Here is a 23,554-nt window from a genome sequence, read left to right on the forward strand (position 1 = left end):
AAACATGACCCAATTCGACCATGACCGCCTCCTCATCATCGATTTCGGCAGCCAGGTGACGCAGCTGATCGCGCGCCGCTTGCGCGAGTTGAACGTGTTTTGCGAAATCCATCCGTTCCAGAATGTAACCGATGCGTTTCTCGCCGATTTCGCGCCCAAGGCGGTGATCTTCTCGGGTGGGCCCGCCAGCGTGATCGATGCGAATTCTCCCCGCCCGCCGGCCAGCGTTTTCGAGCTTGGCGTGCCGATTCTCGGCATCTGTTACGGCCAGCAGGTGATGATGCAGATGCTCGGCGGCATGGTGGAGCGCGGCCATGGCACCGCGGAATTCGGGCGCGCCTATGTCACGCCGCAGGGTGATCGGCCGGAGTTGCTCAATGGCTGGTTCCTCGATGGGCGGGAGCAGGTCTGGATGAGCCATGGCGACCATGTCAGTCGAATCGCGCCGGGCTTCGAGGTGTACGGCACGTCGCCCAACGCCCCCTTCGCGATCACTGCCGATCTCGCCCGCAATTTCTTTGCCGTGCAGTTTCACCCGGAAGTGCATCACACCCCGAACGGCAAGACGCTCTACGAGAATTTCGTGCGCCTGGCCGGTTTCACCGGCGACTGGACCATGGACGCCTACCGCGAGCAGGCGATTGCCGAAATCCGCGCGCAAGTCGGAGATGGCAAGGTGATCTGCGCGCTCTCGGGCGGTGTCGACAGCTCGGTAGCAGCGGTGCTGATCCATGAGGCGATCGGCGAACAGCTGACCTGTGTCTTCGTGGATCATGGCCTCTTGCGCAAGAACGAGGCGCAGGAAGTCGTCACCATGTTTCGGGAGCATTACAACCTGCCCCTGATCCATGCGGACGAGACGGAATTGTTCCTGTCGGCGCTCGACGGGCAATCGGACCCCGAGACCAAGCGCAAGATCATCGGCAAGCTTTTCATCGACGTCTTCGAGGCCAAGGCCAAGGAAATCGGCGGCGCGGATTTTCTGGCCCAAGGCACGCTCTATCCTGACGTGATCGAAAGCGTCAGCTTTTCGGGCGGGCCGTCGGTGACGATCAAGTCCCATCACAATGTTGGCGGTCTGCCGGAAAAGATGGGCATGAAGCTGGTCGAGCCGTTGCGCGAGCTGTTCAAGGACGAGGTGCGGGCGCTGGGCCACGAGCTGGGGCTGCCTGCATCCTTCATCGGTCGGCACCCGTTTCCGGGGCCGGGTCTCGCGATTCGTTGCCCCGGCGAGATCACGCGCCCCAAGCTGGAAATCCTGCGCGAAGCGGACGCGGTCTATATCGACCAGATCCGCAAGTATGGGCTCTATGACGAGATCTGGCAGGCCTATGTCGCGATTCTGCCGGTGCGAACGGTGGGCGTGATGGGGGATGGACGGACCTATGATTACGCCTGCGCACTAAGGGCTGTAACCTCGGTCGATGGGATGACGGCGGACTATTATCCCTTCACCCATGAATTCCTTGGCGAGACGGCGACGCGGATCATCAACGAGGTGCAGGGCATCAACCGGGTGACCTATGACATCACCTCGAAACCCCCTGGCACCATTGAATGGGAGTGATGCGCGCGCTCTGGCAACTCTGCAAGATCGGGGTGCTGGTGTTGATGGGCTTCGCGGTGGCAACTTTTGCGGGAATCGTTCTTTATGAACCTCCCGCGCGCAGCGAATATGCCGCCATCGTGGTGTTGTCCCACGGGGTCGCCGCGGATGGGACGCTCAGCCCGCAAACTGCGGCGCGCACTCAGGCTGGCCTCGATGCGTTCGAGGCCGGATATGCCCCGAAGGTGATTTTCAGCGGCGGTCTTGGCGGGCTGGAGCCGGCGTCGAAGGGCGCGTTGATGGCCGAAGCCGCCATTGCCGCGGGCCTTCCCGCGGAGGTTGCGATGGTCGAAGGCGAAAGCCACTCCACCCTGCAGAACGCGCTGTTCACCGCGCGCCTCGTGCCGGAGTTGCGGGACCAACCGGTGCTGCTGGTCACCCACCGCTATCACGGGATGCGGTCGATCGCCTCCTTCTGGTGGGCCGGGTTTCGGGAACTGGACCTTGTCGCCGCCGATCCGGATCGGATCGAGTGGCAGGGTGCTGCGGCAGAACCGATCAAATGGGCCGGAAACATGGTGCGCGGCGCGGTCTACAGTGTCGCGGCGGCGCTGGGCCTCGGCGGGCCCCGGTTGGACGCGCTGCTGACATGACGCCGCGCAACGAACCGGTCAAGGCGGCCCTTTGGATGACCGGGGCCATCGGGTCCTTCATCCTGATGGCTGTCTCGGGACGCGCCTTATCCACAACCCACGACACGTTCGAGATCATGTTCTTCCGGTCGCTGATCGGGATCTGCCTGGTGCTGGTCATCGCGGGCGCGTTCGGGCGGTTGGGCGAGGTCACCACCCGGAGCCTCGGCCTGCACGGCATTCGCAACCTGTGCCATTTCACGGGCCAGAACCTGTGGTTCTTCGCCCTGCCCCTGATCCCTCTGGCGCAGCTTTTCGCGCTGGAGTTCACCACACCGCTCTGGGTGACGCTTCTGGCGCCGCTGATCCTGGGCGAGCGGCTGACGCGCAGCCGCATGCTGGCGGCGGCCATCGGGTTCAGTGGCGTGCTGATCGTCGCGCAACCCGATGTGACGGGCATCAGCCTCGGGGTGATCTGCGCGGCGCTCTCGGCTCTGGGCTTTGCCGGGTCCGCCATGTTCACCAAGAAGCTCACGCGCACCGAGACTACGGTCTGCATCCTGTTCTGGTTGACGGTGATGCAGAGCGGCTTTGGACTGGTGGCGGTATTCCATGACGGACAGGTCACCTGGCCGAGCCTCACCACCCTGCCCTGGCTGTGCCTTGTGGCGCTGTGCGGGTTGGTGGCGCATTTCTGCCTGACAACGGCACTAAGCATCGCCCCCGCCGTGATCGTGATGCCCTTCGATTTCCTGCGGCTTCCGCTCATCGGCATCGTCGGGTTCATGTTCTACAACGAGGCCCTGGGGCTGGGCCTCATCCTGGGTGCGGCCCTCATTATCGGCGCAAATGCCATAAATATCTGGGTCGAGCGCCCCAAACCGCGTCCTGACGCCGCGTTATAGATTGACGGTTTTTTCCACATTCGCATAAGTTTCGATCCAGGCACACGCAAGACGTGCGCAAATGGGATGGAACACATGCGAAAAATTCACCTGGCGTTGGCCAGTGGTACGGCAGTCGCACTGGCGACACAGGCCTTCGGCGGTGGAGTTGAACGGTCCACACAAAGCGTTGGGATTCTCTTTGAAGAGGGCACCTACGCTGAGCTGTCTTTCGGGCAGGTTGATCCGGATGCAAGCGGGGATTTCGTGCTCGACCGGTCCGTGTCGACCGGTGACATGCTCGCCTCGGAGAACATCTTTACCCTGTCGTTCAAGACCGATCTGAGCGACCGGCTGGTTGCCGCGCTGGTCCTCGACCAGCCCGTGGGGGCGCGGATCCGCTACCCCGAGGGCACCGGCCATCCCTTTGCAGGCTCCAAGGCGGATCTCGATGCGCGGGCGCTCACCGCGATGCTGCGCTACAAGTTCGACGGTGGGTTCAGCGTCTATGGCGGCCTGCGCGCCCAACAGGTGGAGGGCTTCGTCGCTCTGCCCACGATCCCGGGCTACGAGTTGACGACCAACAACGACCGCGAGTTCGGCTATATGGTCGGTGCGGCCTATGAACGTCCCGAGATTGGTCTGCGGGTGGCGCTGACCTATAACTCGGCCATCGACCATAATTTTGAATCTTCCGAGAGCTTCCTGACCCCGGGCGGGCCTGCCGTTCTGGACGACGGGTTCAAGACGACAATCCCGCAGTCGGTGCATCTCGAGGCGCAAACCGGAATCGCGGCAAACACGCTGCTCTTCGGCTCGATCCGCTGGGTCGATTGGAGCGAGTTCGAGATCGATCCGCCGGTCTACGCCGCTGGGATCGCATCGCTCGGCCAAGACTATGCCCTTGCCGCCTACGAAAGCGACACGATCACTTATAGGATCGGCGTTGGGCGACGTTTCAACGAGAATTGGGCCGGAGCGATCACCTATATCCACGAACCCGACAGCGGCGATATTTTCGGAAACTTAGGACCGATCGACGGTCGCGACGCCATATCGCTCGGGGTGACCTACAGCCGGGACAACATCAAGATCACCGGCGGTGTCGAATACGGCTGGCTTGGTGATGCCCTGTCCCAGGCGCCCAACGGACCGCCGGGAACGCCGGTCTCGGACTTCCGGGACAACACCTCTGTCAGCTACGGCTTCCGGATCGGCTACTACTTCTGATCCCGCTGAATCTGTGTCACGCCCCGCCGGTTTCGGCGGGGTTTTTCTTTGCGCAGGTTTCGGATCGCGGAGGTGATTGTTTGACGGTAGATGCGCTCCATGACGATACAGAAATCTCTTTCGCTACGCGCCTGGGCCGAGTTGGGCCTGCTTTCACTGATCTGGGGCGGCAGCTTCCTGTCGATCCGGATCGCTTTGGACGAAATTCCTCTCGTGACCTCGGTCGCCTACCGGGTGGGCATCGCGGCCTTGCTATTGTGGGCGGTGATCCTGTGGCGCGGAACGGCCGTGCCGCGGGACCTGCGTCTTTGGGGCGCGTTCCTGGTCATGGGCCTTCTGAACAACGTCTTGCCGTTCTCGCTCATGGCCTGGGGGCAGCTTCATATCGAGACCGGGCTGACCTCGATCCTGAATGCGGCCACGGCGGTTTTCGGGGTGGTGGTGGCGGCCCTGGTCTTCGCCGATGAGCGCCTGACCCTGAACCGGGGGCTTGGCGTCGCCCTCGGATTTCTCGGGGTGGCCACGGCCATCGGTTTGCACAACTTCCGGCATTTCGATTTGCAATCATTGGCGCAACTCGCGGTTATTGCCGGGACGGTGTCTTACGCGTTTGCAGGGGCCTGGGCGCGCATGCATCTCAAGGGGCTGGCGCCTGAAGTGGCGGCAGCCGGCATGCTGACCGCATCCAGCCTGGTGATGATCCCCGGAGCGCTGATGTTCGACGGGGTGCCCACGGCCCTGCCTTCCGGTACCGCGATGCTGGCCGTGGGATACTATGCGCTGGTGGCGACGGCCTTTGCCTATCTGCTCTATTACCGGGTGCTGGCCGCGGCGGGATCGGGCAACCTGATGCTCTGTACCCTTCTGGTGGCCCCGGTGGCGATCACACTGGGAGCGTTGGTGCGCGGCGAGGCGCTGCCGGGGTATGCGTTCCTCGGCTTCGGGTTGCTGGCGCTGGGGCTGATCGTGCTGGACGGACGCTTGACCCGGCGGCTGCTTTCCGGTTGAACCCGGGCACTTGATCGCCCGCGACGGAGGCCCGCCAATGCTCTATGACACGCCCGCTGCCTGGGCCTCCGCGCCGGAAAAACACGTTTTGTTGTTCGGCATGTCCGGTCTTGGCAAGACTTTCGTGTCCAACCGGCTGCGCGAGTCCGGAAACTGGTTCCATTACTCCGTCGATTACCGGATCGGCACCCGGTATATGGGCGAGCACATCGTGGACAATTTCAAGCGCGAGGCCATGCAGGTGCCCTTCCTGCGGGACCTGCTGATGTCGGATTCGATCTATATCGGGTCCAACATCACGCTGGAGAACCTCTCACCGGTCTCCACCTATCTCGGCAAGCCCGGCAATCCCGCGCTGGGAGGGGTGCCGATCGACGAATACCGCCTCAGGCAGGCGCAATTCCGGCGCGCCGAGATCGCCGCGTTGCAGGACACCGCACATTTCATCGACCGCGCCAAGGCACTCTATGGCTATCCACATTTCGTGTGCGACAGCGGCGGGTCGATCTGCGAATGGGTGGACGCCGAGGACCCCGAGGATCCACTGCTGCGCGATCTGTCGGCTGTGACGCTGCTGGTCTGGATCAAGGGCGACGCGGCCCATACCGAGGAACTGATCCGCCGTTTCGACCGGGACCCGAAGCCGATGGCCTACCAACCGGAGTTCCTCGACCGGGTGTGGGCGGAGTATCTGGCCCAGAACCGTATGGCCCCCGAGGCGGTAGACCCGGACGCCTTCATCCGCTGGACCTATGCCCAGGCGCTCGCGCACCGTCAGCCGCGCTATGCGGCCATGGCGCAGAACTGGGGCGTCACGGTGGAAGCCGATGATATCGCCCGGATGCGCGATGCCGCGGATTTCGAGGCACTGATCGCGGACGCCCTTGGCAATCGGAGCTCAAGCGCCTAAGTCCACACCTCCACGCGACAAGCCGGACCCCTCTCATGCCGATCAAGATCCCCGAGACCCTGCCTGCCTTCGATGTGCTGTCCTCCGAAGGAGTGATGGTCATGGGCCAGGGGCGCGCGGATCGCCAGGACATCCGGCCCCTGCAGATCGGGCTTCTCAATCTGATGCCCAAGAAGATCCAAACCGAGACCCAGTTCGCCCGGCTGATCGGCGCCACGCCCTTGCAGATCGACCTGACCCTGATCCGGATGACCGAGCATCAGTCCAAACACACCTCAGCCGCGCATATGGAGGCGTTCTATCGCCCGTTCGCCGAGGTCCGAGACCGCAAGTTTGACGGGCTGATCATCACCGGCGCCCCCATCGAACATCTGGAGTTCGCGGATGTGACCTACTGGGACGAGCTGCGCGAGGTCTTCGCCTGGACCCAGACCAATGTACACGCGACCTTCGGCGTTTGCTGGGGCGGGATGGCGATGATCAACCATTTCCACGGAGTGCAGAAGCACATCCTCCCCGCCAAGGCGTTCGGCTGCTTCCGGCACCGCAACCTTGCACCCGCCTCCCCCTACCTGCGCGGGTTTTCGGACGATTGCGTCATTCCCGTGAGCCGCTGGACCGAGATGAAACAATCGGAGATCGACGCGGTACCCGGTTTGACCACACTCCTGGGCTCGCCCGAGGTTGGTCCGTGCCTGGTCGAGGACCCCGGGCACCGCGCGCTCTATATCTTCAACCATTTCGAGTATGACACCGGCACGCTCAAGGAAGAATACGACCGGGATGTGGAGAACGGCACGCCGATCAACGTTCCCACGAATTACTATCCCGACGACGACCCCGCTCGCGCACCGCTCAATCGGTGGAGATCGCATGCGCATCTGCTATATGGCAACTGGTTGAACGAGATATACCAGACCACCGAATATGACCTCGAGAAGATCGGTACTTAAGGCAGCCATCGGAGTGACCGCTTTGGCGGGACTGACGGCCTGCGCTGCGACCGGTAAGGACACCGTGACACGTTCTGACAGAACCCCGCCGCTTGGCGACCTGATCCAGGTGGATGGCAAGACCGTGCATGTGGCCGAGGCCGGACGCGGGCCTGCGGTCGTGCTGCTGCACGGCGCGTCGGGCAATCTGCGCGACCTGACCTTCGATCTGACCGGGTATCTCAACGAGGCGGGGTTCCGTACGCTGGCGTTTGATCGGCCCGGCTTGGGCTATTCCGATCGCCTGCATGACCGCGGCGAAAGTCCGCAGGAGCAGGCGCGCCATCTGGCCAAGGCGCTGGACGCGCGCGGCGTGGATCGGGCGATCATCTTAGGGCACAGCTTCGGCGGGTCCGTTGCCATGGCCTGGGCGCTGGAACGACCGGACCAGGCCGCGGGCGTCGTGACCCTGGGCGGTGCGACGATGCCCTGGCCCGGAGGCCTGGGTCCTTGGTACAGCATTGCATCAAGTGATCTGGGGGGCGCCACGCTGGTGCCGTTGCTGGTAGCTCTCGTGCCGCGCAGCCGGGCGCCCGATTTCGCGCAATCGCTGTTCAATCCCGACCCGCTGCCGACAGGGTATATCGACTATGTCGGCGTCGATCTGACCCTGCGGCCTGCGCAGGTCCACACGAATGCACGCCAGGTCCATGGCTTGAAGCCTCATATTCAGGTCATGTCTCAGAAATATCCGGGGCTGACCTTGCCGGTCGAGATCCTGCACGGGACCGCCGACAAGGTCGTGCCCGAAACGGTGCACGCGATCCCGATGTCGCGAATCCTGCCCAATGGCAACCTCGTGCTGCTGGAAGGTCGGGGCCACATGCCGCATCACGCCGAACAGGAGGCAGTCGTCGCGGCAGTGGCGCGGGCGGCACGCGCCTCCGGATTGCGCTGAGCCGCGCAATCGCCATACTGCCCGAACGACCGTGACCGGCGCCCTTCGGACCTGCGCGCCCCTGAGACGAGGACCGCCCCGATGTCCCTGCCCTTCGATGGTGCCATTTCCCATTTTGCGACCCATGATGCGCCGCCGGATGTCCAGGCGGCACTGGCCGGTGCCAAGAAGGGCGAGATCCTGTCACCGACCTACCCCTACGCGACGCGCATGGACAAGGACGACTACGAGGACACCCTGAGGGCGCTGCAGATCGAACTGGTCAAGCTGCAGTCCTGGGTCAAGGAGAGCGGCGCGCGGGTCTGCGTGCTGTTCGAGGGGCGCGATGCGGCCGGAAAAGGCGGCACGATCAAGCGCGTGCGCGCCAATCTCAACCCGCGTACGACGCGGGTGGTGGCCCTCTCCAAGCCCACGGACCGCGAAGCATCGGAATGGTACTTTCAGCGCTATATCAGACAATTGCCCGCGGGCGGTGAGATCACCTTGTTCGACCGCAGCTGGTATAACCGCGGCGTGGTGGAGCATGTCTTCGAGTTCTGCGCGCCCTCCGAACGGGAGGCGTTCTTTCGCCAGCTGCCGGAGTTCGAAGCAATGCTGGTGGATGAGGGAATTCACCTGGTCAAATTCTGGCTCAACGTCGGACGCGCCGAACAGCTGCGCCGTTTCCTGAGACGCGAGAAGGATCCGCTCAAGCAATGGAAGCTGAGCTGGATCGACGTGGAGGGGTTGAAGAAATGGGATGCCTATACGGGTGCGATTTCCGAGACTCTGACCCGAAGTCACACCAAGGTCGCGCCATGGACGATCATTCGCAGCGATGACAAGCGGCGTGCGCGTCTTGCCGCGATCCGTCAAATCCTCTCGGGTCTGGATTATACCGGCAAGAAGACACAGCTTGTTTCTGCCCTCGACCCGCAGGTCAGCGGAGGCCCGGACATCTGGGATGCCTAAACGCGGCTATCACCATGGCAATTTGCGTGCGGCGCTCGTCGATGCCGCCCTCAAGCTGATCGAGGAGAAGGGGCCGACCGGATTCACCCTGTCCGAGGCAGCCAAGAATGCCGGCGTGACCCCGGCAGCGGTCTATCGCCATTTCTCCGGCCGGGACGAGTTGATCATCGAAATCGCCGTGCAAGGGCATTCCATTTTCGCGGACCTTATGGAGTATGCGTTCAACGCCGGACAGCCCTCGGCGTTGGCGGCCTTCGAGGCGACGGGTCGGGCCTATCTCGCTTTTGCACGCAAGCATCCCGGGCACTACATGGCGATGTTCGAGAGCGGGATTTCGAACCAGGCAACACCGGAGCTGGCCACCGCCTCGGCCCGGTCTCGGCAGGTTCTGGAGCGCGCGGCGGAGGAACTGTCCAAGCATATCCCCGAGGACAAGCGCCCGCCGGCTTCGATGTTCTCGGCGCATATCTGGGCCATGAGCCACGGGGTTGTGGAACTTTTCGCCCGTGGCGCGCCGGGGTCCAAAGCCCCTTTCCCGCCAGAGGATCTTCTGGAAACCGGGATCGGGATCTACTTGCGCGGGCTGGGACTGATCGCGCCGGACGACTGAGCGGGGCTGGGCAATCAGGCTGCGAAATAGCGCAGTGCCTCGGGCGACCATTGGACCCGGGTGCGCGCGCCGGGATCGAGCACGGGAATGCCGGGCCCGTTCTTCATGGCGATCTCAACCAGGCGATCGGTCCCGTCGAGGCGGACATGGTAGCTGGTCATGTCCCCGAAATACTCCCGCTCGACGACCTCGCCCGGGGTGCCCTGCCCGGTCTCGTCGAAATCGAGCGCCATGCCTTCGGGGCGCACGCCCGCCACGCAGGTCCCCGTGGCGCCCTCAGCACATTGATCCGCCGTCACCGGCACCGTGCCGAGACCGGCGACATCAGCCCGATCGCCGCTGATCTCCGCGGGCAGGAAGGACATCGTACCGATGAATTCGGCCACCGCCCGGCTTGCGGGTTGCGCATAAAGCGTCTGGGGGGGGGCGAGCTGCGCGATGCGTCCCTCGAACATCACCGCGATCCGGTCCGACATGGTCAAGGCTTCCTCCTGGTCGTGGGTCACCAGGATGAAGGTGATGCCGACATGGCGCTGCAGCCGCCGCAGCTCGGTCTGCATCTGCTCGCGCATCTTCTTGTCGAGGGCCGATAGCGGTTCGTCCAGCAGCAGGACCTTGGGTTTCAGCACCAGCGCCCGCGCGAGCGCCACACGCTGCCGTTGCCCACCGGAGAGTGCATGGGCCGCGCGCGCGCCATAGCCCTTCAAACCCACCATGTGCAGGGCGTCGGCGACGAGACTGGCGCGCGCCTCCCCGGTCAGGTCGGTGCGTCGCCTCAAGCCGAAGCCCACGTTGTCGCCGACGCTGAGATGCGGGAAAATCGCATAACTTTGGAACACCATGTTGGTGGGCCGCTTGTTGGCGGGCACCCCCACCATGTCCACGCCGCCGAGGGTGAGTGTGCCACTCTCGAATTCCTCGAAACCGGCGATGGTGCGCAACAGGGTCGTCTTTCCGCAGCCGGACGGGCCCAGCAGTGAAAAAAACTCCCCCGCGCCGATATCGACCGAGACATCTCGCAGAGCGTGATAGCTGCCGTAGTATTTCTGGACGTTCTGGATGCGGATCAGGGGTGCGGTCACAAGAACCCTCCGGTGTCGGTCTGGCCGCTCTTGCGCAAGCCGCGTCGGCGGAAGGCTTCGGCGGTGATGATCAGAACGAGAGACAGCAGAATGAGGATCGTTCCCAGCGCCATGATCACAGGCAGCTTCTGCGGGAAGCGTAGCTGGCTCCAGATATAGACCGGCAAGGTCGGGTCGGTGCCGGTCAGGAAAAAGGCAATGATGAACTCGTCCAGTGAAATGGTGAACGAGATGAGAAGCGAGGCGACGATGCCGGGGGCCACCAGCGGCAAAATGATGAGCCGGAACGCGCTGAGACGCGTCTCGCCCAAATCGATGGCGGCTTCTTCGAGCGACCTGTCGAGGCCGCTGAAGCTGCTTGACAGGATGGCGATGCAGAACGGTGTGCAGATCAGGGTATGCCCGAGGATAACCGCCCAAAGCGACAGGTTGAGGCCCATTTGCAGCAACACCACCAGCAATGAAACCGCGACAATAATCTCGGGCAGCACCAGCGGGATCATAATGAACCCCATGATCCCCGCCTTGCCCGGAAACTCGAACCGCGTGGCCGCACGCGACGCAAACACTCCGAGCGCCGTGGAAAACACGGCCGTCGACAGCGCGATGATCAGCGAGTTGCGCACCGCGTCATGCAACGCCGGGATCTGGGTCAGTTCCACGAACCAGCTTATAGTGAAACCACTGAGTGGAAAGGCGATGATTGTGCTGTCGTTGAAAGCGAAAATCGGCAGCAAGGCCACCGGCAGGTAGAGGAAAACCAAATACACCACCGCATAGGTCCACAACACCCGGCGGCTCATTTGGGGGCCCGCCCGATGTTGCGGGTCACAAACACCACAAGCAGGGCGATGGCGCTGACGATGGTCATGGCAGAAACCGCGAGGGCCGCGCCCATGGGCGCATCGTTCAGACGCAGGAACTGGGTCTGGATCATGTTGGCGATCATCAGACCGTCAGGCCCCCCAACAAGCCGGGGTGTAACGTAGTCGCCGATCACCGGAATGAACACAATCAGGGTCGCGGCCACGATCCCGGGCATGGCTAGGGGCAGCGTGATCCGGCAAAACGCGCCCCAGGCGCTCTCGCCCAGGTCGCGCGCGGCCTCCAGCAGGGAGCGGTCGATTTTCTCGAGCGCCACGTAGATCGGCAGGATCGTGAAGGGCGCGTAAGCGTGGGCAAGCGTGATCACGACCGCATTGGCGTTATAGAGCAGGAAAGTCAGTGGCTCCTCAATGATACCAAGCCCTTGCAGACCAGAGTTGAGAACTCCGTTGAAGCCGAGGATTACCTTCCAAAGGAACACGCGGAGCAGGTAGGAGGTCCAGAACGGGACCGTGATCAGAAAAATCCATAGCGCCTTACGGTTCTGCGGGACGTGGAAGGACACGAAATAGGCGATGGGAAAGGCCAGCACCACGGTCACCACAGTCACCATCCCGGCGATCCACAGGGACCGGCCCATCAGCGTGCCATAGATCGGGTCTGTGACCGCTTCCCGGTAGTTCGCCAAGGTGAAGCTGCGATCGAACTCCATGAAGTTCTGGGTCCAGAAACTGAGCACCAGAATTGCAACGAGGGGAACGGCAAGCAGCAGAATCGTAAAGATCAGCGGCGGGCTGACCATGACGTAGCCTTGCATGGCCTCACTGCGCCGCGCTGTCGTGTTTCGTGTTGTCATCGCACCCACTCCCCCCCGTTCATAAGGATGCGGAGTTGCCGCAGGGGTAACAAGTGGAAAGTGACGATGCCGCCTGAAGCGCTCTGAAGCGCGCTGGCGGGGTCGGGCCGCGCGCTCAGCTCAGCTCCTGTACGCTGTCGAAGACCTCCAGCACCGGGGGTCCGTCATACATGTCCGCACTGGATTTCGCGCCCTTGTGAGCCATGCGGAAAGCTTCGGATTTGGTCCAGCCTTCGAACGCTGCCCGATCGCGCCACAGGGTGTGCGACGCATAGAGGCGGACACCATCGCTCTCTTCGCCCTTCATGAGGTGGAAGGATACGAAACCATCCACGGTTTTCAGGTGGCTGTCGCGGGACTTCCAGACATCTTCGAACGTGTCTTCCTGACCGGCTTTGACACGAAAACGGTTCATGGTGAGAAACATCGGCTAAACTCCATAATTGCTGTGCGAGTCTGCGAGCGACGGCTGGCGCGGCGAGAGAACCGGATGCCCCGTGCAGGGTCAAGGGGCGAGCAGCGAAAAGGGCGCGCCACCGGCACGCCCTTCGCAAGCTCGAATGCAATCGGAACTCAGCGCTTGGAGAACTGGAAGCTCTTCCGGGCCTTGGCCTTGCCGTATTTCTTCCGCTCCACCACGCGGCTGTCGCGTGTCAGGAAACCCGCCGCCTTGAGCGCGCCACGCAGGGAGGGCTCATAGAGCTGCAGCGCCTTGGATACACCGTGCCGCACGGCACCGGCCTGACCCGACAGCCCACCGCCCTTGACCGTGGCGGTGACATCGAACTGGTCCTCGACCCCGGCGACCTGGAACGGCTGGCGCAGGATCATCTGCAGCACCGGGCGCGCGAAATAGGTGTCCATGGACTTGCCGTTCACGGTGATCTTGCCGGAGCCCGGACGAATCCAGACACGGGCAACCGCGTCCTTCCGCTTACCAGTCGCATAGGACCGGCCCAGGTCGTCGCGGACAGGTTCGCGCGAGATGGTGGTTTCGGGGGTCGCCTCGGCGACGGAGCCCTCAGCGACGGCACTCAGGTCGTCGAAGGATTTGATCTCTTCAGCCATCTACTCAGCTCCGGGTGTTCTTGGGGTTCTTGGACGCGAGATCCAGCACTTCGGGGCTCTGTGCCTCATGCGGATGCTCGGCGCCGGCATAGACGCGCAGATTGGTCATCTGCTGGCGCGAGAGCGGACCGCCGGGCAGCATGCGCTTGACGGCCTGAGTGACAACACGCTCGGGGAACTTGCCTTCGAGGATCTGGCCCGTGGTGCGGGACTTGATCCCGCCCGGGTAGCCCGTATGCCAGTAGTTCGGCTTGTTGCGCTTGTTGCCAGTCAGCTGGATCTTGTCCGCATTGATGACGATGACGTTGTCACCCATGTCCATATGCGGGGTGAAGGTGGCTTTGTGCTTGCCACGCAGACGGGTGGCGACGATCGAGGCGAGGCGGCCAAGAACGATGCCTTCGGCGTCGATCAGGATCCACTTCTTCTCGATATCCGCCGGTTTTGCGGTAAAGGTTTTCATAGTCGCGCCCTATCAGAACGGTTGCCGGGCTGGGCCCGGTTGGATGCCGCGGTTCTAAGGGTTCTGACGGTCGCGTCAAGAGCGCTCTTGCGGGATTTTGTGTTGCAAAACAATGGACTGCAAATAAGGTATCTATTTACCCCACATAATTGTCGATATTTGGAACCGAAAGAGGCCGCCAGACCGCTCGTTGGTTGGATTTCAGGCGACCGGTCGTGCGGGTTTTCAGTTCGAAGGCGGAATCGAATAGGTCAGCGAAGCCCGCGCCACGACAGCCTTGGAGCCTTCCGAGCGGATCAGCACATCGCCCACCGCAAGGCTGCGCCCGAGCTTGAGCAGGCGCGCCTCGCCAATCAGGTCCTTTCCCGCCGCCGGCTTTCGCATGAAGTCGATGTTGCAGTTGGTGGTCACCGCCAAAGCGACGGGCCCAAGCCGCGCCAGCACCATCAGGTAAAGCGCGACGTCCGCCAGTGCGAACATCGAGGGACCCGACACGGTCCCGCCGGGGCGCAGATGTTTCTCGGTTATCACGAGGCGCACGCGCATTTGCTCTGCTGCGACCTCTTCGATGCGGAAATCCTCGGCGACTTGCGGAAAGGCCTCTTGCAGAAACCCTTCCAGCGCGGGTCCATCCATCTTGACGCTCATCTTGTCCCCCTGCCCTTTTGCCCCGTAAGGTCGCGCCAAATGAACGGGAGGACAAGATGGCCGAGGATCTTCTTTTACGCAGCGATGCGGACGGGATCGCAACGCTGACGCTGAATGCACCGCAGAGCCTGAACGTGTTGTCGGACGCGATGCTGGCTGCGCTGCAGGCACAGATCGACACACTGGCCGAGGACCGCACCACTCGGGTGGTCGTGCTGCGCGGGGCCGGACGGGCGTTCTGCGCGGGCCATGATCTCAAGGAGATGACGGCCGCGCGGCAGTCCGAGGATGGTGGGGCCGCGGCCTTCAAGGATCTCTTCGATCGATGCGCGCGCATGATGATGGGACTGCAAGCTCTGCCCCAGCCGGTAATCGCCCAGGTCCACGGCATCGCCACGGCGGCGGGGTGCCAATTGGTGGCCACCGCCGATATGGCCGTTGCCGCCGAGGGGGCGCGATTTGGGGTGAACGGTGTGAATATCGGGCTGTTCTGTTCGACCCCGATGGTGGCGCTCAGCCGCAACATTCCGCGCAAGCAGGCCTTTGAGTTGTTGACGACCGGCGAGATGATCGAGGCGCAGAAGGCGCAGGCTCTCGGCTTGGTCAATCGGGTGGTGCCAACCGAAGATCTGGAGGCGGAGACAAACGCGCTTGCCACCAAAGTGGCCGAGAAGCGCGGGGCCGTGGTCGCCATCGGCAAAAGGGCCTTTTACGAGCAGTCACAGATGAGCCTCGCCGACGCGTATGCGTTTACAGGGAATGTCATGGTGAAGAACATGGCGTTGCGCGACACCGAGGAAGGGATCGCCGCATTTCTTGATAAACGCCCGCCGAACTGGTCGGACGGCTAGCGCCGCTCAGAGCGTGCCGAGGATGCGCCGCACATAGTTGCGCGTCTCTTCGAAGGGGGGCACGCCGTTGTGGCGTGCGACAGCCTCGGGGCCCGCGTTGTAGGCGGCCAGAGCCAAGCGCCAGTTGCGAAACCGCAGGTATTGCGTCCGCAGATAGCGCGCACCGCCTTCGAGATTCTGTTGCGGATCATGGGGGTTCACGCCCAGCATGCGCGCCGTGCCCGGCATCAGTTGCGCCAGCCCGATGGCCCCCTTGTGCGACACCGCCTTGGGGTTGAAGCCGCTCTCCTGCTGGACAAGGCGCAGGAACAGGTCCTCGGGGATGCCATGCCGACGCGCCGCGTTGCGCGCCATGTCCAGATAGGGCCCCCGATAGCTGCCACGATAGGAGGGGATCTCGCCGTCACGGGAGATTGACCGGGGCTGCAGACGCGCCGAATGCGAATACTGCGTCGCCCCGCGCCGATCGAGGACCGATGTCTGCGAGGAAAACAGGGAGGCGCGTGAATTGGTCGACCGCGTGGTGTCCGCGAGAGCCTGACCGATCGGGACAAGAGCCACGGTCGCCGACAAGCAGAACGTCGCAAGCGCCTTCGCGCGAGATGGTGGCGTCATCACTGTCTCCCCTGGTATCCCGAGGTTATAGAGCTTGAGATAAAAAACGCCAAGCCGCCCGGTGCAAGACGCGCATTGACCTTTCCTTTACGGTTTGGCGATGGTGTAACCTCGCCACAGAAACAGTGAGACAAGACGCGGGATTCGCGGGGAGACAGCAATGGCAGGTTCGGTCAACAAGGTCATTTTGGTCGGAAATCTCGGGCGCGACCCGGAAGTGCGCACGTTCCAGAATGGCGGCAAGGTGTGCAATCTGCGCATTGCCACCTCCGAGAACTGGAAGGATCGCAACACCGGCGAGCGGCGCGAGAAGACAGAGTGGCACTCCGTCGCGATCTTCTCGGAACCGCTCGCGCGGGTGGCAGAACAGTATCTGCGCAAAGGCTCCAAGGTTTATATCGAGGGCCAGTTGGAAACCCGGAAATGGCAGGACCAGTCTGGCCAGGACCGTTACTCCACCGAGGTCGTTCTGCGCCCCTACAAGTCCGAACTGACCATGCTGGACGGTCGCGACGGCGGCGGCGGTGGCATGGGCGGTGGTGGCGGCTACGTCTCGGACCAGTCCGGCGGCGGCGGATACAGCGATGACCGGTTCGGCGGCGACAGCGGCAACGCGCCTGCGGGAGGCGGGCGCCATAACGATCTCGACGACGAGATCCCGTTCTGATCGGGATTGCTGCCCGGCGAAAGGAGACCTGACGCCGGGTGCCCTGCGCTCAGAGCAGGGTGTCCTCTGCGACACTGCGTTCAAAAAGAGAACCGACGCCATCCAAATGCTCCCCCGGCACCCAGGGATGTGGCGACGTGGACATGTGGTCGCGTACGGGTTCGCGTGCCGGGCGCAGGCCCTCCAAGAGCACGCTGCCGTCCGCGTCGACGTCGACCGTTACCGCGCTTACACCATAGAAATCGGAGCCCTCCCGGGGTTGGACCATCTGGAACACCACCAGGTCTTCGGTGAAGTATTCCGGCGCAGCCATGCGTGTCAGCGCGGGAAAAACCCGGTCCTCTACTTCGATCTCCGCCTCGATTTCCCAGGTAAGGCCGCCATCGAGGCTTTCGAGAACCCGAAGCGTCGAGTCGCCAAAATCGTCGAATGTCAGGTAGAGATGGCCCTGCGGATTGCTGCTGATCTGCACATAGGCCTCGGCGGCAAAGGTGTTCTGAACCTCCAACTCGCGCCAGGCCCGGGTCGCACCCTCAAACACAAATAGCTCGACCTGGGGCAGATCCTCGGTCGTGATATTGGCGAGGTAGATGTCGTCTTCAACGACCGTCAGGCTGTAATGGCTCGCCAGAACCGCAAAGGAGCCGTTCTCGGAAATCTCGACGAGTGGGGCGTCGGGATCTGTCGCGTCGTACCAGGCGAGACTGTTATCTGTTGCCACGATCGCGCCAGTCACATCCGGGGTGGATATCCCCCGGACCGAAACCAGAAGATTACCAAAGAGCTGAATATCGCTGGTCTCCCAGGTCATACCTTCATCGGCGGACATTGCGATATTGATCTCCGGTACGAAGAAGGCGTCTCCTACAGCCAAGGTATAAAGAAGCCCGTCCACCCCCATGACATGGTTCGGCAAGCTGACCCGTGCGGATTGACCCGCCTCGAATACCGTGACCGGAGCGGTCAGCGCCGACCAGTTCGCAAGGTGGGCGTCATAGCTCAGGGTCTGGTAGAAAACCTCGCGGTTGGCTCCCTGATAGGAGACTGTCAGCGTTCTGCCATCTTCGAGCAAATCCAGATGAGCGGTCGAGAATAGATCACTGTTTTCAAATTGAAAACTTCTGTCCCAGGTACCTCCGTTATCCACGCTCGTGAACAGTGTCAGCCCGGAAAAACGCCCTGCATTCAGAACTACATGGAAGGCGCCGTCCGGGGTCTCGACGATCTTGTCCTGCATTCGGGACACGGTGATCGCCCGTGCCTCCCAGCCCCAAAAACCCAACCAATGCGAAACGAGAGATTGCATCTCAAAGCCCTGTACAAGCCCCTCGGGCTCAGAAATGTGCGCTCCCTGAAACTATCAACCTTTGGGAAACCAAAACCTGAAATCCACTAGCAATGAATCGTATAGGGAAACAGTCGGCGCGAAAAGAACATCGGGTCGACGCGATACAAAAATCATTGTCAATGCGCACAGAACGGGTGGAAAGCCTAGGCTTTGGGCGCAGACACCATGCCAGATGCCGACGCGCGCAACACGCTCAGAACGGCTTCGGACGGCACTTCGGAGGTCATGAATGCCTGCCCGATGCCCCGGGCCAGGATGAACCGAAGCGTGCCATCCATGACTTTCTTGTCCTGCCCCATCAGGTTCAGCAAGGCCTCGGCATCGGGCAGATCTCCGGCAATGTCGCGCAGGTCCCGTTTCATGCCCATCGTTTGCAGATGGGCGCGCACGCGACTGGGGTCTTCTTGCGCACAAAGACCCAAACGCGCCGACAGGTCGAAGGCCAGCGCGCAGCCGATCGCCACCCCTTCGCCGTGCAACAGACGGTCGGAATACCCGGTTGCCGCCTCGAGCGCATGGCAGAACGTATGGCCGAGGTTCAGCAGCGCGCGGTCGCCCTGTTCGGTTTCGTCTCGCACGACGATCTCGGCCTTCATCTCGACTGAGCGGCGCACTGCGGCGACACGCGCCGACCCATCGCCCGCCGCAAGCCGCGGTCCCTCGGTTTCGAGCCAGGCGAAAAAATCCGCGTCACCAAGCAGGCCATATTTTACTACCTCGCCGTATCCCGCCAGGAAATCCCGCGGCGTGAGTGTGCCGAGAACATCCGTATCTGCCAGAACGAGACGTGGCTGGTGAAACGCCCCGATCAGGTTCTTGCCATGGACCGAGTTGATCCCCGTCTTGCCGCCGACCGAACTGTCTACCTGTGCCAGCAGCGATGTGGGGATCTGGATGAACCCGACGCCACGCCGCAGAACCGCCGCCGCGAACCCGACAAGGTCCCCGATCACACCGCCCCCGAACGCGATCACCAGGTCGCGCCGCTCTATTTTCTGTGCCAGCAACCAGTCCACCGTGCGGCTGAATTCCGGCCAGCCCTTGGTCGCCTCTCCCGCTGGGAGGATCAGTGCAGTGCTGTCGATACCGGCGGTCGCAAGGCTGTCCTGCAGGGTGGCAAGGTGCAGCGCTGCAACCGTCTCGTCACTGACAATGGCAACCTTCGGGCGCGGCAGGAAAGGCGAAATGCGCGCCCCCGCTTGCGCCAGCAACCCGGGACCGATCACCACATCATAGGCCCGATCCTCCAGCGGGACATAAACGGTTTGTGGCGCTGGGGCGGCGGACATAGTCATGAAACGCGGCTTTCGATTGATTTGCTGAGAGGCGTCTAGCAGCCCGGGCCCTCGGGCTCCAGCCCCCGGCTCACGACTCGGCCATCAGACCCGGATGCGCCCGCAGGGCTGCGATCACCCGGCTGGCCATCTGGTCGATGGAGAGCTCCGGTGCGGCTTTCACATGCAACGCGGCCTTGGCATAGACCGGGACACGCTGGGCGTAAATTTCGGCCAGCGTCGCCTTGGGGTTGTCAGTCAACAACAGCGGGCGCGTCGACTTGTGCCGGACCCGGCTCCATAGCAGCTCGAGCTCCGCGTCGAGCCAGACAGACACGCCCTTCTCGGCAATCAACGCCCGATTGCGTTCGGCCAGGAAGGCCCCGCCGCCCGTGGACAGGATCGCAGGCACTCCACCAAGAAGCCTGGCGAGAACTTCGGTCTCACGGTCGCGAAAAAACGCCTCCCCGTCCCGTTCGAAAATCTCCGCGATCTTGGCATTGGCGGCTTGCTCGATCTCGTGATCGCTGTCGATGAAGGGCACGCCGAGCTGCGCGGCCACTGCCCCTCCGACGGCGGTCTTTCCCGCGCCCATCATCCCTACGAGCACCACCGGCGCGGTCAGCTTAAGAGTTGCTGCCTCGGCCACTTACCGCCACTCCTGCAAAAATTCACGCCAATGTGCTAGCATAGGCCTTGAATGGCGGGAAACACCGCGAAATACCATAGAGAAAAAACATAACACGCAGGCAGGCAAAGGTTTCGAGGCAGTGATCAGAAAACTCTTCTTGTTCGTGCTGATCCTGATCGCCCTCGGGGCGCTGGGACTGCTCGGCTATGGTTATTTGGGGGAGCTTCCTCCGGAGAGCACACCCACGAAGATCCCGGTGCAACTGGATGCGCAGTAACCCGGGCATCGCGCTATTCGTCGGCTTGGCGCTGGCGGGTACACCCGCGCTGGCGCAAGAGCCGATGTCGGCGATCGATTGGCTCTCAGACGTGATCGAAGCCCTGCCCCCGCCGGAAATACGCCAGAACAGCGACGTGGCCCCCACCGCAGGTGTGGAGCAGATCGAGGTCGCGCCCCTCGAAGACCTTGCGATCGATGGTGTCGGCATCCTGCCGCAATCCGTTTCGGGGCTGCCATCGGATTTCTGGGGCATAACGCCGGCGGCCGATCTGGCCACGCTGTTGCGCGTCCAAAGCACGGCCCTGCCCCTGCCCGCGCGCCGCCTGCTCAAGCGGATCTTGCTGGCTGAGCTTGACCCGCCGGTGGATACGGGGCCGGATCACACCTTGTTTCTGGCACGGCTCGATACCCTGTTGGCCTTTGGCGCGCTGCCCGACGCGCAAGCGCTTATCGAACGCGGCGGCCTGAGCGACGATCCGCAGATCTTCCGCCGCTGGTTCGATATCAGCCTGCTGCGCGGCGACGAAGCCCGGGCCTGTGCGACCTTGCGCGCGGTGCCGGACATCGCCCCGACCTTCTCGGCACGCATTTTCTGTCTTGCGCGGAACAATGACTGGCCGGCAGCGGCGCTCAGCCTCGAGACCGCGCGCGCCTTGGGCTTCGTGAGCGAGGCGGAAGACTTGCTCATGGCGCGGTTTCTCGATCCAGAGATTTTCGAGGGCATGCCGATGGCGGCCCCGCCCAACCCTCTCACACCGCTCGACTACCGGATGCTTGCCGCCCTGGGAGAAGCACCACCGGCCCGGTCGCTACCGCTGGCCTTCAACCACGCGCTGTTGGCGCCGACGCAAGGCTGGAAGCCCCGTCTTGAAGCGGCGGAGCGGTTGGCCCGCACCGGGGGCATCACGCATGGTCAGCTCTTTGCGCTCTATACCGAACGCAACCCGGCGGCCTCGGGCGGGCTCTGGGACAGGGTGGCGGCAGTGCAGGCATTTGATCTCGCCCTTCTGGCGGGGGATGCGCAGGCGGTGGCGGATACGCTGCCCAAGGCCGTGCAGGAAATGGCGCAAGTCGGCCTGACGGAGGTGTTTGCGGCCTATTACGGCTCGCGCCTGACGCGTCTTCCGACCCCGGACGCAACGCTGGACCTGATACTGTCGCTCGTGCTCCTGACGCCCGAGGCGGAAGGATACGCAGACAAGATCAGGGACCCGTTGCTCGCCGCCATTGCCCGCGGACGCGCGCCCGAGGCGCTACCGAGCGAGGCGCTGCCTGCAGCGATGGCCAGCGCCTTCGCCGAGCCCGCACCCGACCTGCCCCCGATGTTCGCGCGGCTTTTGGCCGGAGGCCAGTACGGCGAAGCAACCCTGCGCGCGCTTGGTTTTCTGGGCCAGGAGACGCCGGATCCGGACGATGCCAGCACCGCAGTGCAAGTGCTGCGCGCCCTCGGGTTCGAGCAGACCGCGCGCGACATCGCTTTGAACCTGCTCTTGCGGGACCGGGTCGGATGAGCCTGCATTGGATCGACGCATTTCTCGATGCCCAGGCGGCAGAGCTGAACGCGGCTGAGAATACGCGCCTTGCCTATGCCCGCGACCTGATGGATTTCCAGGGCCATATACGCCGTCGGGGGCTGGACTTCGACCAGGTCCAGCGCGCCGATATCGAAACCTATCTCATCGCCTGCTCTGATGCCGGTCTCAGCCAGGCCACTCGCGCCCGTCGGCTGTCGGCGATCCGGCAACTCTATCGTTTCGCATATGAGGAAGGCTGGCGCACCGACAATCCCAGCCTGCAGATCAAGGGACCGGGGCGCGCGAAACGCCTTCCCAAGACCTTGTCGGAGGCGGATGTGGATCGTTTGCTCGCGGCGGCGCGGAACACGGGGCGCAGTCCGTCCGACCGGCAGCGCAATGCCTGCATGCTGGAATTGCTCTATGCGACCGGCTTGAGGGTGACGGAGTTGTGCGGACTACCGGTCGCGGCTGTGCGCGGCGATCCGCACCTGATCCTCGTGCGCGGCAAGGGCGGCAAGGAGCGGATGGTGCCCCTGTCGACACCAGCGCGCACCGAATTGCAGGCTTGGCTGAAAGTTCGCGACGCTGCCGAGCAAACCGCGATCAGCAAGGGGGCGGCGCCCTCGAAATACCTCTTTCCGTCACGCGGCAAGCTGGGGCATCTGACCCGGCACCGGTTCTACGCGCTGATCAAGGATATCGCCGTGGCAGCGGGCGTGGACCCGTCCGGGGTCACGCCGCACACCTTGCGCCATGCGTTCGCGACACATCTCTTGGCACGGGGCGCGGACCTGATGTCGATTCAGGCGCTTCTGGGTCATGCGGATGTGGCGACCACCGAGATCTACACACATGTGCTGGACGCGCGGCTCAGGGAACTGGTGCTGACCCATCACCCCCTGGCGACAAAGGGCTAGCCCGCGCGGCGCAATTCGGTCGGAAGAACGTCCTCGCTCGGCCAGAGCCCGGTTTTCAGCGTGTCATGGTAGCCTTGAGTCAGACCGGCCCTGGTCATCGCCGAGATGGCCGGGCGGGCGTTGTAATCCAACCGCTCGATCGTGATCTTGTCCCCGTCCAACAGCGCGAAACGGGTCTCGGGCCGCCCGTCATTGGGCGGCAAGCCGATCGCGCCGGCATTGACCCAGAGCGCGTCGCCGATCTGACGTTGAAACGCCAGCCCGCAATGCCCGGCAAAAACGACATCCACCGCCCCCACGGCCGCCTCGATCAAGGCGATCTCTTCGGAAAAGTCGGCCTCGGGGGACGACGGCCAGAGAAACCGGCTGATGTCGCTTAGCCCCCCATGGATCACGGCGCAGCGGCGCGTGCCATGCTGGAACACGACCATATCCGGCAGTGCGGCCATCCAGTCCTTCGCATCTTGGGGCAATTCGCGGCGGGCATAGGCGTACCAGGCGCGCGAGAGCAGATCGCAGGTCGTATCCGCCCCGAACCCGCAACCGCAATCCTCGGCATTCTCGGCCAGGTTGCGTTCGCAATTGCCCGCGACGACGGTGCCGCCCGTGGTGCGCATCAGCGACCAAGTGGCCTTGGGCTCGCCGCCATAGGCCACCGTATCTCCGGTGCAGATCCGGTGCGACGCGGGGATCCGATTGTCCGCGCAAAACGACAGCAGCGCGAGCGAAGCCTGCAGGTTCGAGTATGGGCCGCCATAGACGACCATCTTGCCCTGAAGCGCGCCCAAATCCCGTACGTCCATCTCAGTCCCTTGAACCGGCCCCTGCCCACGCCCATAAGAGCATAAACAC

Annotated in this window: 27 protein-coding genes; 15 read left to right on the top strand and 12 right to left on the bottom strand. The window is 63.1% G+C overall.

Features of this window, described 5'->3' with window-relative positions:
• The first annotated feature begins 4 nt into the window (after window positions 1-4).
• From guaA to DSHI_RS08120, 10 genes are all read left to right on the top strand, one after another.
• Window positions 5-1,567, top strand: coding sequence for a glutamine-hydrolyzing GMP synthase (gene guaA / locus DSHI_RS08075; protein ID WP_012178259.1), 1,563 nt, complete (start codon window positions 5-7; stop codon window positions 1,565-1,567).
• The gene (locus tag DSHI_RS21350; protein ID WP_012178260.1) at window positions 1,558-2,199 is read left to right on the top strand and encodes a YdcF family protein; all 642 of its coding nucleotides are present in this window, start codon (window positions 1,558-1,560) and stop codon (window positions 2,197-2,199) included. The genes guaA and DSHI_RS21350 overlap by 10 nt, the downstream gene beginning before the upstream one ends.
• Entirely contained in the window at window positions 2,196-3,083 is an 888-nt protein-coding gene (locus DSHI_RS08085; protein ID WP_012178261.1) for a DMT family transporter, read from the top strand. The genes DSHI_RS21350 and DSHI_RS08085 overlap by 4 nt, the downstream gene beginning before the upstream one ends.
• A gap of 75 nt (window positions 3,084-3,158) precedes the next feature.
• Entirely contained in the window at window positions 3,159-4,292 is a 1,134-nt protein-coding gene (locus DSHI_RS08090; protein WP_012178262.1) for an outer membrane protein transport protein, read from the top strand.
• Window positions 4,293-4,391: 99 nt separating this feature from the next.
• Complete coding sequence (locus DSHI_RS08095; protein WP_044027693.1) at window positions 4,392-5,300, top strand: DMT family transporter; 909 nt, start codon at window positions 4,392-4,394, stop codon at window positions 5,298-5,300.
• A gap of 37 nt (window positions 5,301-5,337) precedes the next feature.
• A complete protein-coding gene (locus DSHI_RS08100) occupies window positions 5,338-6,210 on the top strand; it encodes a hypothetical protein (RefSeq protein ID WP_012178264.1) in 873 nt (290 codons plus the stop codon).
• 35 nt (window positions 6,211-6,245) lie between these two features.
• Window positions 6,246-7,163: a homoserine O-acetyltransferase MetA gene (gene metA, locus DSHI_RS08105; protein ID WP_012178265.1), complete on the top strand. Its 918-nt coding sequence runs from the start codon at window positions 6,246-6,248 to the stop codon at window positions 7,161-7,163.
• Window positions 7,164-7,227: 64 nt separating this feature from the next.
• Entirely contained in the window at window positions 7,228-8,100 is an 873-nt protein-coding gene (locus DSHI_RS08110; protein ID WP_050757884.1) for an alpha/beta fold hydrolase, read from the top strand.
• 81 nt (window positions 8,101-8,181) lie between these two features.
• Window positions 8,182-9,051 (top strand): polyphosphate kinase 2, encoded by an 870-nt coding sequence (gene ppk2 / locus DSHI_RS08115; RefSeq protein ID WP_012178267.1) that lies wholly within the window; start codon window positions 8,182-8,184, stop codon window positions 9,049-9,051.
• A complete protein-coding gene (locus DSHI_RS08120) occupies window positions 9,044-9,661 on the top strand; it encodes a TetR/AcrR family transcriptional regulator (protein WP_012178268.1) in 618 nt (205 codons plus the stop codon). Before ppk2 ends, DSHI_RS08120 begins: the two co-directional genes overlap by 8 nt.
• Before the next feature lie 14 nt (window positions 9,662-9,675).
• Here the strand turns inward: DSHI_RS08120 and DSHI_RS08125 are convergent, their stop codons facing one another.
• The 7 genes from DSHI_RS08125 to DSHI_RS08155 form a co-directional block, all read right to left on the bottom strand.
• Window positions 9,676-10,743, bottom strand: a complete 1,068-nt coding sequence (locus DSHI_RS08125; protein ID WP_012178269.1) for an ABC transporter ATP-binding protein — start codon at window positions 10,741-10,743, stop codon at window positions 9,676-9,678.
• A complete protein-coding gene (locus DSHI_RS08130) occupies window positions 10,740-11,546 on the bottom strand; it encodes an ABC transporter permease (protein ID WP_012178270.1) in 807 nt (268 codons plus the stop codon). Before DSHI_RS08130 ends, DSHI_RS08125 begins: the two co-directional genes overlap by 4 nt.
• Window positions 11,543-12,424: an ABC transporter permease gene (locus tag DSHI_RS08135; protein ID WP_012178271.1), complete on the bottom strand. Its 882-nt coding sequence runs from the start codon at window positions 12,422-12,424 to the stop codon at window positions 11,543-11,545. Before DSHI_RS08135 ends, DSHI_RS08130 begins: the two co-directional genes overlap by 4 nt.
• A gap of 115 nt (window positions 12,425-12,539) precedes the next feature.
• A complete protein-coding gene (hmuQ, locus tag DSHI_RS08140; RefSeq protein WP_012178272.1) occupies window positions 12,540-12,851 on the bottom strand; it encodes a heme-degrading protein HmuQ in 312 nt (103 codons plus the stop codon).
• 146 nt (window positions 12,852-12,997) lie between these two features.
• Window positions 12,998-13,492 carry a 30S ribosomal protein S9 gene (gene rpsI, locus DSHI_RS08145; protein WP_012178273.1) on the bottom strand — a complete coding sequence of 165 codons (495 nt, stop codon included), beginning with the start codon at window positions 13,490-13,492 and terminating at the stop codon, window positions 12,998-13,000.
• Between the two features lie 4 nt (window positions 13,493-13,496).
• On the bottom strand, window positions 13,497-13,955 hold the full coding sequence (gene rplM, locus DSHI_RS08150; protein WP_012178274.1) for a 50S ribosomal protein L13: 459 nt from the start codon (window positions 13,953-13,955) through the stop codon (window positions 13,497-13,499).
• A 225-nt stretch (window positions 13,956-14,180) separates the two neighbouring features.
• Window positions 14,181-14,603 (bottom strand): PaaI family thioesterase, encoded by a 423-nt coding sequence (locus DSHI_RS08155; RefSeq protein ID WP_012178275.1) that lies wholly within the window; start codon window positions 14,601-14,603, stop codon window positions 14,181-14,183.
• 56 nt (window positions 14,604-14,659) lie between these two features.
• Here DSHI_RS08155 and DSHI_RS08160 point away from each other — a divergent pair, with 56 nt between their 5' ends.
• Entirely contained in the window at window positions 14,660-15,454 is a 795-nt protein-coding gene (locus DSHI_RS08160; protein WP_012178276.1) for an enoyl-CoA hydratase, read from the top strand.
• A 6-nt stretch (window positions 15,455-15,460) separates the two neighbouring features.
• Here DSHI_RS08160 and DSHI_RS08165 read toward each other — a convergent pair whose 3' ends face one another.
• Entirely contained in the window at window positions 15,461-16,069 is a 609-nt protein-coding gene (locus tag DSHI_RS08165; RefSeq protein WP_012178277.1) for a lytic transglycosylase domain-containing protein, read from the bottom strand.
• 160 nt (window positions 16,070-16,229) lie between these two features.
• Between DSHI_RS08165 and ssb the strand changes: the two genes are divergently transcribed.
• On the top strand, window positions 16,230-16,736 hold the full coding sequence (ssb, locus tag DSHI_RS08170; protein ID WP_012178278.1) for a single-stranded DNA-binding protein: 507 nt from the start codon (window positions 16,230-16,232) through the stop codon (window positions 16,734-16,736).
• Window positions 16,737-16,785: 49 nt separating this feature from the next.
• Here the strand turns inward: ssb and DSHI_RS08175 are convergent, their stop codons facing one another.
• The 3 genes from DSHI_RS08175 to DSHI_RS08185 form a co-directional block, all read right to left on the bottom strand.
• Window positions 16,786-18,042 carry a hypothetical protein gene (locus DSHI_RS08175; RefSeq protein ID WP_012178279.1) on the bottom strand — a complete coding sequence of 419 codons (1,257 nt, stop codon included), beginning with the start codon at window positions 18,040-18,042 and terminating at the stop codon, window positions 16,786-16,788.
• Between the two features lie 185 nt (window positions 18,043-18,227).
• On the bottom strand, window positions 18,228-19,379 hold the full coding sequence (gene aroB, locus DSHI_RS08180; RefSeq protein ID WP_012178280.1) for a 3-dehydroquinate synthase: 1,152 nt from the start codon (window positions 19,377-19,379) through the stop codon (window positions 18,228-18,230).
• 70 nt (window positions 19,380-19,449) lie between these two features.
• The gene (locus tag DSHI_RS08185) at window positions 19,450-20,007 is read right to left on the bottom strand and encodes a shikimate kinase (protein ID WP_012178281.1); all 558 of its coding nucleotides are present in this window, start codon (window positions 20,005-20,007) and stop codon (window positions 19,450-19,452) included.
• A gap of 121 nt (window positions 20,008-20,128) precedes the next feature.
• Here DSHI_RS08185 and DSHI_RS22565 point away from each other — a divergent pair, with 121 nt between their 5' ends.
• The 3 genes from DSHI_RS22565 to DSHI_RS08195 are packed head-to-tail and all read left to right on the top strand — an operon-like array spanning window position 20,129 to window position 22,702.
• Window positions 20,129-20,266 carry a hypothetical protein gene (locus DSHI_RS22565; protein WP_085930398.1) on the top strand — a complete coding sequence of 46 codons (138 nt, stop codon included), beginning with the start codon at window positions 20,129-20,131 and terminating at the stop codon, window positions 20,264-20,266.
• A complete protein-coding gene (locus DSHI_RS08190) occupies window positions 20,256-21,779 on the top strand; it encodes a hypothetical protein (protein ID WP_044027695.1) in 1,524 nt (507 codons plus the stop codon). Before DSHI_RS22565 ends, DSHI_RS08190 begins: the two co-directional genes overlap by 11 nt.
• Window positions 21,776-22,702 (top strand): site-specific tyrosine recombinase XerD, encoded by a 927-nt coding sequence (locus tag DSHI_RS08195; protein WP_012178283.1) that lies wholly within the window; start codon window positions 21,776-21,778, stop codon window positions 22,700-22,702. Before DSHI_RS08190 ends, DSHI_RS08195 begins: the two co-directional genes overlap by 4 nt.
• Here the strand turns inward: DSHI_RS08195 and DSHI_RS08200 are convergent.
• On the bottom strand, window positions 22,699-23,505 hold the full coding sequence (locus DSHI_RS08200) for a metallophosphoesterase family protein (RefSeq protein ID WP_012178284.1): 807 nt from the start codon (window positions 23,503-23,505) through the stop codon (window positions 22,699-22,701). The two genes, DSHI_RS08195 and DSHI_RS08200, sit on opposite strands and share 4 nt — an antisense overlap.
• Between the last annotated feature and the right edge of the window lie 49 nt (window positions 23,506-23,554).

The sequence above is a fragment of the Dinoroseobacter shibae DFL 12 = DSM 16493 genome, assembly GCF_000018145.1.
GTDB lineage: Bacteria > Pseudomonadota > Alphaproteobacteria > Rhodobacterales > Rhodobacteraceae > Dinoroseobacter > Dinoroseobacter shibae.

What these genes read in the sequence shown, in the direction of transcription:
- guaA (WP_012178259.1), top strand. Translation starts at nt 5, where the DNA reads ATGACCCAATTCGACCATGACCGCCTCCTCATCATCGATTTCGGCAGC.
- DSHI_RS21350 (WP_012178260.1), top strand. Translation starts at nt 1,558, where the DNA reads ATGGGAGTGATGCGCGCGCTCTGGCAACTCTGCAAGATCGGGGTGCTG.
- DSHI_RS08085 (WP_012178261.1), top strand. Translation starts at nt 2,196, where the DNA reads ATGACGCCGCGCAACGAACCGGTCAAGGCGGCCCTTTGGATGACCGGG.
- DSHI_RS08090 (WP_012178262.1), top strand. Translation starts at nt 3,159, where the DNA reads ATGCGAAAAATTCACCTGGCGTTGGCCAGTGGTACGGCAGTCGCACTG.
- DSHI_RS08095 (WP_044027693.1), top strand. Translation starts at nt 4,392, where the DNA reads ATGACGATACAGAAATCTCTTTCGCTACGCGCCTGGGCCGAGTTGGGC.
- DSHI_RS08100 (WP_012178264.1), top strand. Translation starts at nt 5,338, where the DNA reads ATGCTCTATGACACGCCCGCTGCCTGGGCCTCCGCGCCGGAAAAACAC.
- metA (WP_012178265.1), top strand. Translation starts at nt 6,246, where the DNA reads ATGCCGATCAAGATCCCCGAGACCCTGCCTGCCTTCGATGTGCTGTCC.
- ppk2 (WP_012178267.1), top strand. Translation starts at nt 8,182, where the DNA reads ATGTCCCTGCCCTTCGATGGTGCCATTTCCCATTTTGCGACCCATGAT.
- DSHI_RS08120 (WP_012178268.1), top strand. Translation starts at nt 9,044, where the DNA reads ATGCCTAAACGCGGCTATCACCATGGCAATTTGCGTGCGGCGCTCGTC.
- DSHI_RS08130 (WP_012178270.1), bottom strand. Translation starts at nt 11,546, where the DNA reads ATGAGCCGCCGGGTGTTGTGGACCTATGCGGTGGTGTATTTGGTTTTC.
- DSHI_RS08135 (WP_012178271.1), bottom strand. Translation starts at nt 12,424, where the DNA reads ATGACAACACGAAACACGACAGCGCGGCGCAGTGAGGCCATGCAAGGC.
- hmuQ (WP_012178272.1), bottom strand. Translation starts at nt 12,851, where the DNA reads ATGTTTCTCACCATGAACCGTTTTCGTGTCAAAGCCGGTCAGGAAGAC.
- rpsI (WP_012178273.1), bottom strand. Translation starts at nt 13,492, where the DNA reads ATGGCTGAAGAGATCAAATCCTTCGACGACCTGAGTGCCGTCGCTGAG.
- rplM (WP_012178274.1), bottom strand. Translation starts at nt 13,955, where the DNA reads ATGAAAACCTTTACCGCAAAACCGGCGGATATCGAGAAGAAGTGGATC.
- DSHI_RS08155 (WP_012178275.1), bottom strand. Translation starts at nt 14,603, where the DNA reads ATGAGCGTCAAGATGGATGGACCCGCGCTGGAAGGGTTTCTGCAAGAG.
- DSHI_RS08160 (WP_012178276.1), top strand. Translation starts at nt 14,660, where the DNA reads ATGGCCGAGGATCTTCTTTTACGCAGCGATGCGGACGGGATCGCAACG.
- DSHI_RS08165 (WP_012178277.1), bottom strand. Translation starts at nt 16,069, where the DNA reads ATGACGCCACCATCTCGCGCGAAGGCGCTTGCGACGTTCTGCTTGTCG.
- ssb (WP_012178278.1), top strand. Translation starts at nt 16,230, where the DNA reads ATGGCAGGTTCGGTCAACAAGGTCATTTTGGTCGGAAATCTCGGGCGC.
- DSHI_RS08175 (WP_012178279.1), bottom strand. Translation starts at nt 18,042, where the DNA reads ATGCAATCTCTCGTTTCGCATTGGTTGGGTTTTTGGGGCTGGGAGGCA.
- aroB (WP_012178280.1), bottom strand. Translation starts at nt 19,379, where the DNA reads ATGACTATGTCCGCCGCCCCAGCGCCACAAACCGTTTATGTCCCGCTG.
- DSHI_RS08190 (WP_044027695.1), top strand. Translation starts at nt 20,256, where the DNA reads ATGCGCAGTAACCCGGGCATCGCGCTATTCGTCGGCTTGGCGCTGGCG.
- DSHI_RS08195 (WP_012178283.1), top strand. Translation starts at nt 21,776, where the DNA reads ATGAGCCTGCATTGGATCGACGCATTTCTCGATGCCCAGGCGGCAGAG.
- DSHI_RS08200 (WP_012178284.1), bottom strand. Translation starts at nt 23,505, where the DNA reads ATGGACGTACGGGATTTGGGCGCGCTTCAGGGCAAGATGGTCGTCTAT.